Genomic DNA, 13,798 nt, shown 5'->3' with positions numbered 1-13,798 from the left:
AATGACAAAGTTTTTAGTTTAAAATTTAATTATTCTGTGCTACTATGTATATATTCTGAATATAAGAAGATTATATTGCATAAATATTTGTTTTGAAGAGGAGCGTTTTTAATGAAAAAATTATTTGGAGCACTTGTTGTATTGACGGGGATTTTGGTTTTAGGAGCTTGTGGGAATGGCGGCTCATCGAGTACTGGAAGTTCTAGTGCCAGCGGTTCGGCGGATAATCAATTGGAAGCCATCAAAGCAGCTGGTGTGTTAAATGTGGCAACTTCTGCTGATTTTGCTCCCTTTGAATTCCATGCCTTGATCGATGGCAAAGACACGATCGTTGGGGCAGATATCGATATGGTCAATGAGATCGCTGATCGTCTTGGTGTTGAAGTAAATATTTTGGACCTTGATTTCAATGCTGTTTTGACTGCTTTGCAACAAGGAAAAGCCGATATCGCTGTTTCAGGCATCTCAGCAACTGACGAACGTAAACAGACTTTTGATTTCACCGACAACTATTTTACACCAGAACAAAAATTAGTTGTCAATAAAAATAACGAGTCGGCATTTGATTCAATCGAAAGCTTAACTGGTAAAAAGGTTGGCGCTCAAAAAGGATCCATCCAAGAAATGATCGTCCAAGACCAATTAGCTGATTCGCAGTTAGTTTCCATCGCCAAAGTTCCCAATCTAGTCAATGAATTGAAACAAGGCTCGATCGACGGTTTGGTTCTTGAAAGTGCGGTTGCTGAATCGTATGTTGCACAAAATGATGACCTCGTGATCACTGATGTAGCATTAGAAGCATCTGAAGGTGATTCTTATGCAATTGCTTTACCTAAAGGGAGTACCGAACTACAAGAAGATCTAAACAGTATTTTGAAAGAATTGATTGAAGATGGTACAATCGATGAGTATGTACAAAAGAACACAGATCTAGCCAATGAAAATGCGGCGCAATAGATAGAACGGAGTAGACACAATTATGGATTTATCCTTTTTAGCGATATATTACCCTTATTTTCTTTCTGGTGTGGTGATCACCATCGTGATCTCTATCATCACCGTGATCTTTGGAACGATTCTAGGGGTGATTTTTGCCCTAATGAAATTATCAAAAGTGACGCCTTTGCGCTGGTTTGCTAATGCGTATATTGAAGTCATCCGCGGCACACCGATGCTGGTGCAAATTTTGATCGCTTTTGGTCTTTTGCAAGGAATGTTTGCTTTGCCGACGGTCTCAATCGGCGTGCTGAGTCTTGATTTTGGGCGGCTCTTTCCAGGGATCATTGCCTTATCACTAAATTCCGGGGCATACGTTGCTGAAATCGTCCGAGGGGGGATCAATGCCGTTGATTACGGACAAACAGAAGCGGCAGGATCTTTAGGGCTGCGGCCTTTTCAAACGATGCGTTATGTCGTGCTACCACAAGCACTACGCAACATTTTGCCGCCACTAGGCAATGAATTTATCGTTTTGATCAAGGATTCCTCTTTGCTTTCAACGATCGGTATCTATGAGTTAATGAACAGTGCTCAGATCGTTGTCACCAGTTCTTTCCAACCGTTAACGCCTTTTTATGTAGCGGCGGTCATTTACTTCATCTTGACGTTTACGACTTCGCGACTATTGAGTTTATGGGAAAAGAAACTAGGCAAAGGCTATCGTCGTTAAAAGGAGAAGACAAGCTATGATGTTAGATATTCAAGATTTACACAAAACCTTTGGCAGCAATCAAGTGCTAAAAGGGATCACCACGACGATCGATCAAGGAGAAGTTGTGGTGGTGATTGGGCCATCTGGGTCAGGAAAAAGTACGTTTTTACGCTGTTTAAACCTATTAGAAGTACCGACAAGCGGGAAGATTTTTTTTGAAGGAACCGATATTACCGATCCAAAAAATGATTTATATAAGATGCGGGAAAAAATGGGTATGGTTTTTCAAAATTTTAATCTTTTTCCGAATATGACGGTTTTAGAAAACATTACCTTGTCCCCGACGAAAGTCAAAAAGGTAGCAAAATCGGCAGCGGATCAGTTGGCAAAACAACTTCTGAATGATGTCGGTTTACCAGATAAAGCAAAAGCTTATCCTCAAAGTCTTTCTGGTGGACAAATGCAGCGGATCGCAATCGCACGAGCTTTGGCGATGGAACCGGATGTGATGCTCTTTGATGAACCGACTTCTGCGTTAGACCCTGAAATGGTTGGCGAAGTATTGTCCGTTATGCAGCGTTTGGCTCAGCAAGGAATGACGATGGTCATCGTCACTCATGAAATGGGCTTTGCGAAGGAAGTCGCGGATCGGATTTTATTTATGGATCAGGGAATCATTATGGAGGAAGGAACGCCAGAACAGATCTTTGATCATCCGAAAAATCCACGAACCATTGATTTTTTGAGTAAAGTATTGTAAACTGCGAGAAGTTCGCAGTTGTTAGTGATAAATTTGGACCTTTCCTAAGCATCCTTTCAGTAAAAGGATGCTTTTTTGACGGAAAAATGACTACATTGAAGAAGTGATAGAACAAACGGTTGTCTTGGCAGGTTCCTTTTTCAGTTCTTTTACAAGAAACCTGCAGAAACTGGCGCACTTGCTAGTATTCAAAAAGATTCTATTGTATAATTACAGGTTGAAGAGGTCTGATCTTGATAGAAACCATCTGCGTGATTTTATGCAGATCGGACTGTTTCTTTTTAAGGATCGACAATTTGGATCGTTGACGAGTCGCCGATTTTTAATATGCGAAGAAATCATGCAGCAAAGGAGATTTTATGTTTTCAAATTATAAACCGACTTGGATGGTCGATGCGATTTATAAAATTACGCCCAGCCAACTTAAGGCACAGGGAATCAAGGGGATTTTGACTGACCTTGACAATACCTTGATTGCTTGGAACAATCCTGATGGAACCGAAGAATTAAAAAACTGGTTATTGGAAATGAAAAACGCTGGCATACCGGTGATAGTGGTTTCTAACAACAATAGTGAACGAGTGGCACGGGCAGTTGCCCCCTTTGGCTTAAAGTACGTACACCGCGCACTAAAACCTTTTTCAAGAGGCATCAAACAAGGGTATCAGCAATTAGGTTTGAAAAAAGAAGAGGTCGTCATGATCGGCGATCAAATCATGACGGATGTACGAGGTGCCAATCGTGCCGGTGTTCGCAGTATTTTAGTGAAACCAGTGATCCCAACGGATTCTTGGAAAACCCAGTTTAATCGAGCGGCAGAAAGAAAAATCATGAACTATCTATTGAAACATAACCCAGAGTTAAAATGGCGTGGAGGAATTTAATATGACAGAAGGAATCGAAGAAATTCACTGTATCGGCTGCGGGGCATTGATTCAAACAACAAACCCTAACGAATTGGGGTACACCCCGCAATCTGCATTAGAAAAAGGAATTGAATCAGGAGAAGTCTATTGTCAACGTTGTTTCCGCTTGCGCCATTACAATGAGATTCAAGATGTTTCGCTGACAGACGATGATTTTCTGCGTTTACTGAATGAAATCGGAGAAAAAGATGCCTTGATCGTTAATGTCGTCGATATTTTTGATTTTAATGGTTCATTGATCCCAGGACTACACCGCTTTGTTGGGAATAATCCTGTCTTATTAGTGGGCAACAAGGTGGATATTTTACCGAAATCTTTGAAAAAATCGAAGATGACCCAGTGGATGAAGGAACGTGCCCATGAAGCTGGCTTAAGACCCGTCGATGTATTATTGACGAGCGCCAAGAAACCAGGTGAAACGGAAGCTTTACTGCAAGCAATCGAAACGTATCGTGAAGGACGCGATGTGTATGTGGTTGGTGTGACAAATGTTGGGAAATCGACATTGATCAATCAAATCATCAAACAAACAGCGGGGATCAACGAATTGATCACGACTTCGCGTTTCCCAGGAACCACATTGGATAAAATCGAGATTCCCTTGGATGACGGACACTTCTTGATCGACACACCAGGAATCATTCATCGTCATCAAATGGCGCATTATTTAGGTAAAAAAGATCTAAAAATCGTGGCACCAGCCAAAGAGATCAAACCAAAGGTGTATCAGTTGAATCCAGAACAAACCTTGTTCTTAGGAGGACTTGCCCGGTTTGATTTCATTCAAGGAGAACGCAGTTCATTTATTGCTTATGTAGCAAATGATGTGGCGATCCATCGGACCAAATTAACGAAAGCCGATGAATTTTATGAGAAACATGTTGGTGGGCTGCTGCAGCCGCCACGAGCAGATGAAGTGGAGGATTTTCCTGAACTCGTCCGCTTTGAATTTTCAATCAAAGAAAAAACCGATATCGTTTTTGCTGGCCTTGGCTGGATCACGATCACCAAACCGTGTGTCATCGCCGGGTGGGCACCAAAGGGTGTCGATGTGCTTAGACGTAAAGCATTAGTATAAGGAAGAAGGAAGAGTATGGACTTACGAGGAAAACAAAAAAGATTTTTACGAAGTGAAGCGCACCATTTAAACCCGATTTTTCAAATCGGCAAAGGCGGCTTGAATGACGCAATGATGGCGCAAATTGAAGAAGCACTAGAAAAACGAGAATTGATCAAAGTCTCATTGCTCCAAAATACCGATGAGGTTGCTGACGAAGCAGCTGAAACGATCCGTGAGAAAGTCGGCTGTGAAGTGGTACAGATCATCGGACGAGTGATCGTTTTATTCAAACCGTCAAGCAAAGAAAAATACCAAACGATTTCAAGCAAAGTTCGTTCAATTTAGGAGGGAAAAGGCATGCAAGGACAAACATTTGGCAAGGTACAAACGGTTTTAGAAACACAAACACAAGAACTGGTACCGAAAAAGCAAGTGGGCATTCTTGGTGGAAATTTTAATCCAGTACACTACGCACATCTGGTCATGGGTGAGCAAGTAGGGCAAGCATTAGGGCTGGATAAAGTTTATTTCATGCCTGAGTATTTACCGCCTCATGTTGATGAGAAAAAGACGATCCCTGCTGAGCATCGTTTAGCGATGTTGGAGTTGGCGATTGCCGATAATCCGCGATTTGCTGTAGAGACCATTGAGTTGGAACGAAAAGGGAAGAGTTATACGGTTGATACGATGCGGGAATTGACAGCTAAGAATCCAGATACTAATTATTATTTTATCATTGGCGGGGATATGGTGAACTATTTACCAAAATGGCATCAAATCGATGAGCTGATGGAATTGGTAACGTTTGTGGGGGTTCGTCGTCCAGAAGTGCCGATCGATAGCCCATACCCGATTATTTGGATCGATATCCCGCTAATGGATGTCAGCTCAACGACAATTCGTAAAAAAGTACAACAAGGTTGTTCCGTTCGCTACTTATTGCCAGATAATGTGTTACACTATATTCAAGAAAAGGGGTTGTACTTGGATGAAGAGTGAACACTACACACAAGCAGAACGGGAACTTTTGATGCAAAAGGTCCAAATGCAGATGAGTCAAAAGCGCTTTGAGCATGTGTTAGGTGTCGAAAAAACGGCCGTTGCCCTTGCGGAAAAATATGGCGCTTCACCGGTCAAAGCCAGCATCGCCGCCTTGACGCATGATTATGCGAAAGAACGCAGCGATGAAGAATTTCAATTAGTCATTCGTAGAGACGGATTCGACTTGGATCTCTTGAACTGGAACAATGCCATCTGGCATGGACTTGTCGGTGCTGATTTCGTTCAACGAGAATTAGAGATCGATGACGAAGAAATCTTACAAGCGATCCGTTTGCACACCACCGGAGCTGCTAAGATGAGCCTGTTAGATAAAATCATCTATGTGGCAGATTATATCGAACCCGGACGTACGTTTCCTGGAGTCGTTGAAGCCAGAGAGATCGCAATGATTGACTTAGATGCCGCTGTTGCTTACGAAACGAAACATACCTTGCTTCATTTGATCGAAACAGAAGCAGTTATTTACCCAAAAACGATCGAAACCTACAATTTTTGGGTAGCCAAATATAGGAGGGAATTACCATAGATAGTCAGAAAATATTAGAAATTGCTGTAAAAGCCGCCGATTCAAAACATGCCGAAGATATTATGGCATTAGATGTGCGGGAAATCTCTTTGCTAGCAGATTACTTTGTGATCTGTTCAGGAAATAGCGAACGTCAAATCAATGCGATCATTGATGAAGTCATCGATAAAGAAGAAGAAAATCAAGTATCTGTTCGTCGTGTCGAAGGAAAAGATGGTGGAAAATGGGTCTTGATCGACTTAGGTGACGTGATCGTTCACGTATTCAGTGCCTCAGAACGTGCTTTTTACAACCTAGAAAAATTATGGTCTGATGCGCCGCTTGTGGATCTTAATGAATGGGTCGTGGCGTAATGGCTTACGAAACCTTCGCATTTGTCTATGACGAAGTAATGGATTCCAGTCTCTATAAAAAGTGGCTGGATTTTTCTTGTCGTCATTTAGGAGAAAGAAAACAGCTGTTAGAATTGGCTTGTGGAACCGGTGCGTTAGCCGTTGAATTTGCCAAGGCTGGTTTTGATGTGACTGGGTTGGATCTTTCAGAAGAGATGCTGATGATCGCTAGTCAACGGGCTGAAAAAGAAGCGGCAATTGTGCAGTTTGTTGCGGGTGACATGCTGGATCTCGTAGATGTTGGCACCTATCAAGCAATTACCTGTTATTCTGACTCCCTTTGCTACATGGAAGACGAGCAGAGTGTGCAGCAAGTTTTTGATGGTGTTTACAGTTGTTTAGAAGAAGATGGCGTGTTTTTATTTGATGTGCATTCTTTATATCAAATCGATGAAGTCTTTCCTGATTATAGCTATCATTACCAAACCGATGAATTTGCCTTTCTTTGGGAAAGCTATCAAGGCGAAAAAGACCATAGCATTGAACACTTCTTGACCTTTTTTGTTGCACAAGAGAGTGGCTTGTTTGAACGCTTAGATGAGCTTCATCAAGAAAGAACCTATCCTCTCGAAAGCTATTTAAGAATGTTAGAAAATGCTGGTTTTGCTAATGTTGAATGCTACGCCGATTTTATCGATACGAAACCAAATGAAAAAAGCCGTCGCTGGTTTTTTGTCTGCCATAAGTAACCGTTATGTAAAACAGGAGGGATGTCGATGAAGGCTTGCGGACTAGTCGTAGAATATAATCCTTTTCACCATGGACACCAATACCACGTGGACAAAGCCCGGCAAGTAACGAACGCTGATGTCGTCGTTGCGGTGATGAGTGGAAATTTTTTACAGCGTGGTGAACCGGCAATCATCGATAAATGGCAGCGAGCCCAAGCGGCATTGCAAAATGGCGTCGATTTGGTCGTTGAACTGCCATCCGCTTGGGCCGTCCAGTCTGCTGATTTTTTTGCAGCGGGAGCGATTAAGATCTTACAAGATCTGCAATGTGATTCTTTGTGTTTTGGAACAGATGCGAAAGAACCCTTTGACTATGCAAAGTTCGCTCAGTTTGAAAAAGAAAATCAGCGGATGATCGATGACGCATTCCAACGCATAGCTAGGCAAAATGCTACCTATAGTCAAAATATGAGTGCGGTCCTCAGTGAGCTTTATCCTGAGTACCATGTAGAAAAAGATCAGCCGAATCATCTGTTAGGTATGGCGTATGCACGGGAAGTGTTACATTATGAAAAACCATTGCGCTTGGTCCCCATCCAACGTGTTGCGGCGTCCTATCATTCAGAACAATTCGATCATCCAACGATCGCCAGTGCAACAGCCATTCGCCAAGCAATCAAACAAGGTGCAGCTGTTGCGGATTTTGTTCCTGAAGCCACACAAAACTTTCTTTCACAAGCAACAGTCGACTGGGAAGCCTTTTGGCCGTATCTTCAATACCAGATCATTTCTGCCCCTCTTGAAAAATTAGCGGCTATTTACCAGATGGAAGAAGGATTAGAATATCGACTAAAACAATATGTGACGGCGGCGGATTCTTTTGCAGATTTTATCAAGTTGTTAAAGACGAAACGTTATACCCAAACGCGCCTGCAGCGTCTTGCTTGTTATGTATTGTTCCAAGTGACAAAAGCTGAAATGAAGGAAGCCCAAGAACATCCCTTTATTCGGGTCTTAGGGTATACGAAGCAAGGGCAGCACTATTTAAAAGAGGTCAAAAAAGAGCTGACCCTGCCGCTGATCGCTAAATTCGGTAAGCAAGAAGCACAGCGCTATGGCTTGTCATTGCGGATCGACCAGATCTATCAACAAGGGAATGCTCAAATCACAGAACAAAATTTTCGAAGAATTCCGCTTTTTATTGATAAATAAGTGAAAATTACTTCACAGAACGCCATTTGACAAGTATAATGAATAAGGATTTTTAAAAACAAGAAAGCGAAGTGAAATCATGGGTCGTAAATGGGCAAATATCGTAGCGAAGAAAACTGCTAAAGATGCAAACAATAGCCGAGTTTATGCAAAATTTGGAATCGAAATCTACGCAGCAGCAAAATCGGGTGATCCTGATCCTCACGCGAACCAAAAATTACGCTTTGTTATCGAACGTGCGAAAACCTACAATGTACCAAAACACATTATTGACCGTGCGATTGAAAAAGCCAAAGGTTCTGGCGATGAACAATACTCAGAACTTCGATATGAAGGATTTGGACCAAACGGATCTATGGTGATCGTCGATACTTTGACAAACAACGTCAATCGGACTGCAGCCGATGTTCGGGCCGCGTTTGGTAAAAACGGCGGGAACATGGGCGTTTCAGGTGCAGTTGCTTATATGTTTGATAACACAGCATTATTTGGCTTTGCCGGTGACGATGCGGATGAGATCTTAGAATACTTGATGGACAAAGAGATCGATGTTCGTGATGTTGTTGAAGAAGATGGACAAATCATCGTTCACGGTGAACCAAGTGACTTCCATGCCATTCAAGAAGCCTTGAAAGAAAAAGGAATCACTGAATTCTCAATTGCAGAAATGCAAATGATTCCTCAAAATGAAGTAACCTTGACGGGTGACGATCTAGAAAAATTCGAAAAAATGATCGATGTGTTAGAAGATCTTGAAGACGTACAAAACGTCTATCACAATGTGGCAGACGCCGAAGAATAAAACGCACTTGGCAGCCTAGAGGTAATCTGGCTGCCATTTTTTGGTGTTTTTTTTTCAATGGGTTTTCCGTTGCTTAGCCAAGTGAAAAAACAAGAGAGCGAGAAGCACTTCTCTTGAAAATTCTTCCAGATTCATTATCTTTTCAGTTGGTTTCTAGGCATTTTATATGTTATGATTTACTACATAAGCAAACAACTCGTTAGGAGGGCAGACATGGAAGAAAAAATCGTTTTAGAGCCATTTAATCGAATCTTAAGTGGTTTTGAGAAGCTAGCAGAAGTGTCTGTATCGATTTCTGACTGTTCGGCCCTTTGCCGAAAATATAAAAAGTATGGGGTAGAGGGGTATCGTTTGGGCGATTATCGTGGTTCTTCCTACTTAAATCGTTATTTAAACGTCGTGGTTGATCGCGCACCATTATTGATTTATAAAGAGCGTTTTTTGATTCCATTAGTCTTTCGCATGTCGGAATACTCTGAACGACTTTTTATCGATGAGTACCGAATGGAAGGGTTCTTCTTGCTGTTGGATTGGCTTTTAGAGCACCGACCAGAAAAAGCAATTATTGATTATAAACGAACGCGTGCTTTGCCTCACAGAAAAGAATTTGTTATCGATAGTTCATATGTACTTTTTCGATTGACAGAAATTCTTGATGGGGCTGGCTTCCCTCTTAGTCGCTTTACGACGATTGAGGAATTCAGTCAATGGAATCGTACCCATCGCTTGATCGATAACGGCAGTATCGGCCGACATACAAAATTATTCGTTCCAGAAGATCCAGAACATGTTTCTGAGCTGCAAATGATTTTAACCATCGTCGGGATGCGTTATCCAGAAACCCGCTTGTTTATCGGCGAATTAAAAGGCTAAAAAACATCACTTTCGACTGTTTCTTCAAATGAAACAAGCCGATCGTGATGTTTTTTGTTAGTTTTTTAGTCAATCTTTGATGCTTCTTGGAACTGATAAGTGGCAGGATTGGCTTTTGCTAAAAGCGGCAATTCTTCGTTTGTAAGAATTGTCAACTGATGCATGGCCCGTGTCGCCATCGTATAGAAAATCAATTGGTCTTGTTCGGTCTCAAAAGCGGCCCCCAGCGTCCAGACAAAGACTTGGTCAAACTCTAGCCCTTTTGCTAAAAAGGCGGGGAAGATCATCACATTGCGTTTCATGAAGTCTTCTTCAGAAGTAATCAACTGCACTTGATCCTGCATTGTTTCTGCCAATTGTTCATATAATTGTTGGCAATCCTTTGCGGTTTTACAAATGATCGCGGTGCGCCAACGCTGATTCTCAGCTGCGTCACGAATACTAGTTTCTAGGAAAGCCAGATTTTCAGTTGCAGTTCCTTTAGTAATTACTGGTACCGCCCCTTTACGAGCCGTCAATTCCACTTGATCACTGCCCACTAAAAATTGATTGGCGAAATCTGTGATTTCCTTAGTCGAACGATAGCTGGTTTTCAATTGATAACGTTTCACACTTTCGTGGGGGAATAATTCTGCTAATGCCCCGACGATCGTTTCATTGCCATACACTTTTTGATTCAAATCGCCGCAAAGGGTGATACCAGCCTTTGGATAAAGCTGACGCAGCAATGCCACTTGGGCAGGTGGGAAATCTTGCATTTCATCAATAAAGATAAACCGAGCTTTTTCTTCGACGTGAACAGGATAGAGCTGTTTAATCAGTAAGAAAAACAAAACGGCGTCTTCTTGTTTGATCTGTCTTTGGCGCATACCTTGACGAATGTCGGCAATACTTTGCTGCCAAGCCGCAGCCTCGATACCAGTTTCTTTGACTGCAGCAGACTCAACCGATTGTAGAAAGTGTAAGTATTGTTTGGCTTGGTTGATAAACTGAAAGTTTTTCACTCCCCGCGTCAAGGAACGGAACTTCTTGCGGACGATTTGCTGTCTGAGCTTCTTCCGCAAACGGCGTTCGTTTTCTTCGCTGTATTCTTGATGTGGATCATTGGCAAATACTTGTTGCAATTGTTCTTCGGTCGCTTCTTTGACCCAGTCTTTTTTAGCTTCATCTTTTTCCAAGCCGCCGATTTTTTTTAATAATTTCGTTTGAAGCAGTTGGGTTCTTTGGTAAATCGGCAGTTCGTTATTGGTTTCTTGATACCAGCGGCGAATCTGTTCTTTTGTCAAATAGGTTTGTCCTTGGATTTTTAGATCACGGAACAAGGGACCGATCGGTGCAATCGAACGGACATAATGGTTGATTTTTTCCACCAAGAAAAGACTGCTTTTGATTTTTTCAATGGCATCATCGTCGCCGCTTAAAAAGGTTTCTTCTTGTTGGGTTTCTTTCGTCACTTCATAGCCAGTCAGAATCAATTGGATAAAGTGGTGGAAGGTTCTTGTGGGCACTTCACTTTCACCTAAAGAAGGCAGAACCATGGAAATATAGTCAGAAAACAAATGATTGGGTGAAAACAGCAAGACTTGTTTTTCATCCAGCCATTTGCGATTACGGTAAAGTAAAAAGGCGACCCGCTGCAACAAAGCAGAGGTTTTTCCACTTCCAGCAATCCCTTCGATCAGTAAGAATTTATTGGTGGTATCACGAATGATTTGGTTCTGCGCTTTTTGGATCGTTGAAACGATGTTACGCATTTGAGAAGAAGAGGCTTCATCCAAAATTTCCAACAAAAATTCGTCATTGATGATCTCCGAAGTATCGACCATCGACAAGATTTCACCATTTTGAATTTTAAATTGGCGTTTCAAGAGCAATTCTACCGTAAACCGATCAGTGTCTGTTTCGTAGAAGGTCTCACCAAGCTCTCCTTCATAGTAAAGATTGGCGATCGGTGCGCGCCAGTCAATGACGATCGTTTCTTCATCCTTGTCTCGTAATGAAGCGATCCCCAAATAAAGGGTCTCGATCTCTTGTTCTTCTTTGAAATCGATTCGAGCAAAATACGGATTGCCCGCCATCGTTGTTAAGGTTTTGACGCGTTTTTCTTGCGATTCTGCGGTTTGGTATTTTATCAGCAATTCTTGTTCATGCTGCTGGTACTCGATAACTGATTCATAAAAGGCTTCACTGTCGCCCCCGCGAATTTTCTTATCGGCGATTTCTTTTAATTGATCATCCATTTTAGCGGCTAATTCTTGTTTTTGCTGCGAAAGGATCGCTTGTTCTCTGTGTATCAGAGCAATGGTTTCATTAACATGTTGTTGTTCTTTTTGACGTTCGTTCACGAAGGATCCTCCTTAAAAAAATTGCGACATAAAATTATAGCATATTTTCCCTGCGAATGTCGTGGAAAAAAAGAAACTATGCTAATATTTATAGAAAGAGCATAGTAATTCAAAAATTAGTCGAATTAGAGGTGGAAAGAGTGAGGGAAGAAGCAGAACTACTCCGACTGATCCAATCGGTGGGCGAAGGTGTTGGGGCACGTGCCATCGGTTTATCTGGTTCACGGACCGATCCGCAGGCGCCAAAAGATTTTTTGCAAGACTTTGATGTGGTTTATGTAATGGATGATATTCAGCCCTTGGTCAATGATCCTTCATGGTTAGAAGCCTTTGGACCGCTCATGATCAGGCAAACACCGGAAGCTAGCACCATCTATCCGCCCAGTCTAGGTGGTTGTTTTACCTACTTGATGCATTTTTTAGACGGAGTAAGAATCGATCTCATGCTTTGTCCTCTTGCACTGGTCGATCGGCTGGCTAACGAACCAGGCTTGCAGCCGCTGCTTGATCCAGACCAATTACTAAGTTTTACTAATCAAGCAAATCATTCGCATTACTGGATCAAGCGTCCGACCCAAGCCGCTTTTCGGGAACACTGCAACGAATTTTGGTGGGTAAGCACGTATGTCGTGAAAGGGCTGCTTCGAAAGCAGCTGATTTATGCTGCGGATCATTTATACACCATTTGTTGGCAAGAATTGTTATGGATTGAAGATTTGTTTGTTGCCCACACTCAGCAATTTCAGGTGAGTACTGGAAAAAATCATAAATACCTGCAGTCGTTTCTCACGGAAAAGGAGTGGCGGGAATTGACCTCATTGCTTGATTTTTCCACGATCATTGCTTGTGGTCAGTCCCTCTTGAAGATGCAAAAACGTTTTGATGACCAAGCAAAGAAAATCAGCGAGAAATTGGGATTGGCTTATGATTGGCAAGAAGCTGAGAATGTCCAAACATATACGAAGTATTGGAGTGAAAAAAATTGGCAGATGAGTCCAGAGAACCAAAAATAAAAGGCAGTCAGATTCAGGCTTTTTGGCAACGATTTTTAAAAGTAAACTCAAGAAACCAATCTGCTCTGACCTATGAAGATGCTTGGTCCTTTGGTGATACCCCACAAATGGCCGATGAACTGGCAGCACTGGTTTTAGCTGGCAAAAAGACGGCAACGACATCTGCCGCTGCCCTCTATGAAATCGAGCAAGAAGCATTGCCGCAATCAGGAACGTATAGTGTTCTTTTAGATGGTTCGGATGTCCCAAGAGCTGTTCTTTATTTAGAGTCAGTGTCGATCGTGCCTTTTGATGAGGTGACAGCAGCGTTCGCCTTTTTAGAAGGGGAAGGAGATCGCACTTTGGCTTATTGGCGCCGTGTTCATGAAGCTTTTTTTCGACGAGCTTATGCCTCAGCGGGTTTGTCTTTTCATGCTCAAATGCTGTGTGTTTGCGAGAAGTTTTCTGTTGTGTATCAAGAAGATGAAGGCCATGATTTTCAATGAAAAGCGCGACAATCGCTTTT

16 protein-coding genes are annotated in these 13,798 nt (G+C 42.1%); 15 read left to right on the top strand and 1 reads right to left on the bottom strand.

The features are described 5' to 3' along the window. The first annotated feature begins 111 nt into the window (after positions 1-111). The 13 genes from ENLAB_RS01565 to ENLAB_RS01505 all read left to right on the top strand — a co-directional run bounded on the left by ENLAB_RS01565 (position 112) and on the right by ENLAB_RS01505 (position 9,935). Positions 112-957, top strand: a complete 846-nt coding sequence (locus ENLAB_RS01565; protein ID WP_244352301.1) for a transporter substrate-binding domain-containing protein — start codon at positions 112-114, stop codon at positions 955-957. A gap of 22 nt (positions 958-979) precedes the next feature. Then, positions 980-1,669, top strand: coding sequence for an amino acid ABC transporter permease (locus ENLAB_RS01560; protein ID WP_005225900.1), 690 nt, complete (start codon positions 980-982; stop codon positions 1,667-1,669). A 16-nt stretch (positions 1,670-1,685) separates the two neighbouring features. Continuing rightward, positions 1,686-2,411, top strand: a complete 726-nt coding sequence (locus tag ENLAB_RS01555; protein WP_005225901.1) for an amino acid ABC transporter ATP-binding protein — start codon at positions 1,686-1,688, stop codon at positions 2,409-2,411. A gap of 359 nt (positions 2,412-2,770) precedes the next feature. After that, on the top strand, positions 2,771-3,295 hold the full coding sequence (locus tag ENLAB_RS01550) for a YqeG family HAD IIIA-type phosphatase (RefSeq protein WP_008378174.1): 525 nt from the start codon (positions 2,771-2,773) through the stop codon (positions 3,293-3,295). Between the two features lies 1 nt (position 3,296). Continuing rightward, positions 3,297-4,415: a ribosome biogenesis GTPase YqeH gene (gene yqeH / locus ENLAB_RS01545; RefSeq protein ID WP_244352299.1), complete on the top strand. Its 1,119-nt coding sequence runs from the start codon at positions 3,297-3,299 to the stop codon at positions 4,413-4,415. 15 nt (positions 4,416-4,430) lie between these two features. Further along, positions 4,431-4,742 (top strand): ribosome assembly RNA-binding protein YhbY, encoded by a 312-nt coding sequence (gene yhbY, locus ENLAB_RS01540; RefSeq protein WP_005225905.1) that lies wholly within the window; start codon positions 4,431-4,433, stop codon positions 4,740-4,742. 12 nt (positions 4,743-4,754) lie between these two features. Further along, positions 4,755-5,396, top strand: a complete 642-nt coding sequence (locus ENLAB_RS01535) for a nicotinate-nucleotide adenylyltransferase (protein WP_005225906.1) — start codon at positions 4,755-4,757, stop codon at positions 5,394-5,396. Continuing rightward, entirely contained in the window at positions 5,386-5,985 is a 600-nt protein-coding gene (yqeK, locus tag ENLAB_RS01530; protein ID WP_005225907.1) for a bis(5'-nucleosyl)-tetraphosphatase (symmetrical) YqeK, read from the top strand. The genes ENLAB_RS01535 and yqeK overlap by 11 nt, the downstream gene beginning before the upstream one ends. A gap of 11 nt (positions 5,986-5,996) precedes the next feature. Next, positions 5,997-6,338, top strand: a complete 342-nt coding sequence (gene rsfS / locus ENLAB_RS01525; protein WP_034695537.1) for a ribosome silencing factor — start codon at positions 5,997-5,999, stop codon at positions 6,336-6,338. Then, positions 6,338-7,066, top strand: a complete 729-nt coding sequence (locus ENLAB_RS01520; protein ID WP_140965084.1) for a class I SAM-dependent DNA methyltransferase — start codon at positions 6,338-6,340, stop codon at positions 7,064-7,066. The genes rsfS and ENLAB_RS01520 overlap by 1 nt, the downstream gene beginning before the upstream one ends. Positions 7,067-7,093: 27 nt before the next feature. Continuing rightward, positions 7,094-8,260 carry a nucleotidyltransferase gene (locus ENLAB_RS01515; RefSeq protein ID WP_077454364.1) on the top strand — a complete coding sequence of 389 codons (1,167 nt, stop codon included), beginning with the start codon at positions 7,094-7,096 and terminating at the stop codon, positions 8,258-8,260. A gap of 79 nt (positions 8,261-8,339) precedes the next feature. Next, the gene (locus ENLAB_RS01510; RefSeq protein ID WP_005225911.1) at positions 8,340-9,062 is read left to right on the top strand and encodes a YebC/PmpR family DNA-binding transcriptional regulator; all 723 of its coding nucleotides are present in this window, start codon (positions 8,340-8,342) and stop codon (positions 9,060-9,062) included. Between the two features lie 213 nt (positions 9,063-9,275). After that, entirely contained in the window at positions 9,276-9,935 is a 660-nt protein-coding gene (locus ENLAB_RS01505) for a hypothetical protein (protein WP_077454441.1), read from the top strand. A 65-nt stretch (positions 9,936-10,000) separates the two neighbouring features. Here the strand turns inward: ENLAB_RS01505 and helD are convergent, their stop codons facing one another. Further along, a complete protein-coding gene (gene helD, locus ENLAB_RS01500; protein ID WP_077454440.1) occupies positions 10,001-12,280 on the bottom strand; it encodes an RNA polymerase recycling motor HelD in 2,280 nt (759 codons plus the stop codon). A gap of 140 nt (positions 12,281-12,420) precedes the next feature. On the opposite strand from helD, the gene ENLAB_RS01495 reads away from it, so the two are divergent. Then, on the top strand, positions 12,421-13,293 hold the full coding sequence (locus ENLAB_RS01495; protein WP_077454439.1) for an aminoglycoside 6-adenylyltransferase: 873 nt from the start codon (positions 12,421-12,423) through the stop codon (positions 13,291-13,293). Beyond that, a complete protein-coding gene (locus tag ENLAB_RS01490) occupies positions 13,263-13,778 on the top strand; it encodes an ASCH domain-containing protein (protein WP_077454438.1) in 516 nt (171 codons plus the stop codon). Before ENLAB_RS01495 ends, ENLAB_RS01490 begins: the two co-directional genes overlap by 31 nt. Positions 13,779-13,798: the final 20 nt, after the last annotated feature.

The sequence above is a fragment of the Enterococcus innesii genome (assembly GCF_022846515.1).
GTDB lineage: Bacteria > Bacillota > Bacilli > Lactobacillales > Enterococcaceae > Enterococcus_D > Enterococcus_D innesii.
The sequence above is the reverse complement of the archived record's forward strand: the minus strand, read 5'-3'. Positions and strand labels throughout refer to the sequence as shown.

What these genes read in the sequence shown, in the direction of transcription:
- ENLAB_RS01510 (WP_005225911.1), top strand. Translation starts at nt 8,340, where the DNA reads ATGGGTCGTAAATGGGCAAATATCGTAGCGAAGAAAACTGCTAAAGAT.
- yqeH (WP_244352299.1), top strand. Translation starts at nt 3,297, where the DNA reads ATGACAGAAGGAATCGAAGAAATTCACTGTATCGGCTGCGGGGCATTG.
- ENLAB_RS01555 (WP_005225901.1), top strand. Translation starts at nt 1,686, where the DNA reads ATGATGTTAGATATTCAAGATTTACACAAAACCTTTGGCAGCAATCAA.
- ENLAB_RS01565 (WP_244352301.1), top strand. Translation starts at nt 112, where the DNA reads ATGAAAAAATTATTTGGAGCACTTGTTGTATTGACGGGGATTTTGGTT.
- ENLAB_RS01560 (WP_005225900.1), top strand. Translation starts at nt 980, where the DNA reads ATGGATTTATCCTTTTTAGCGATATATTACCCTTATTTTCTTTCTGGT.
- ENLAB_RS01535 (WP_005225906.1), top strand. Translation starts at nt 4,755, where the DNA reads ATGCAAGGACAAACATTTGGCAAGGTACAAACGGTTTTAGAAACACAA.
- ENLAB_RS01505 (WP_077454441.1), top strand. Translation starts at nt 9,276, where the DNA reads ATGGAAGAAAAAATCGTTTTAGAGCCATTTAATCGAATCTTAAGTGGT.
- yqeK (WP_005225907.1), top strand. Translation starts at nt 5,386, where the DNA reads ATGAAGAGTGAACACTACACACAAGCAGAACGGGAACTTTTGATGCAA.
- yhbY (WP_005225905.1), top strand. Translation starts at nt 4,431, where the DNA reads ATGGACTTACGAGGAAAACAAAAAAGATTTTTACGAAGTGAAGCGCAC.
- ENLAB_RS01550 (WP_008378174.1), top strand. Translation starts at nt 2,771, where the DNA reads ATGTTTTCAAATTATAAACCGACTTGGATGGTCGATGCGATTTATAAA.
- ENLAB_RS01520 (WP_140965084.1), top strand. Translation starts at nt 6,338, where the DNA reads ATGGCTTACGAAACCTTCGCATTTGTCTATGACGAAGTAATGGATTCC.
- ENLAB_RS01515 (WP_077454364.1), top strand. Translation starts at nt 7,094, where the DNA reads ATGAAGGCTTGCGGACTAGTCGTAGAATATAATCCTTTTCACCATGGA.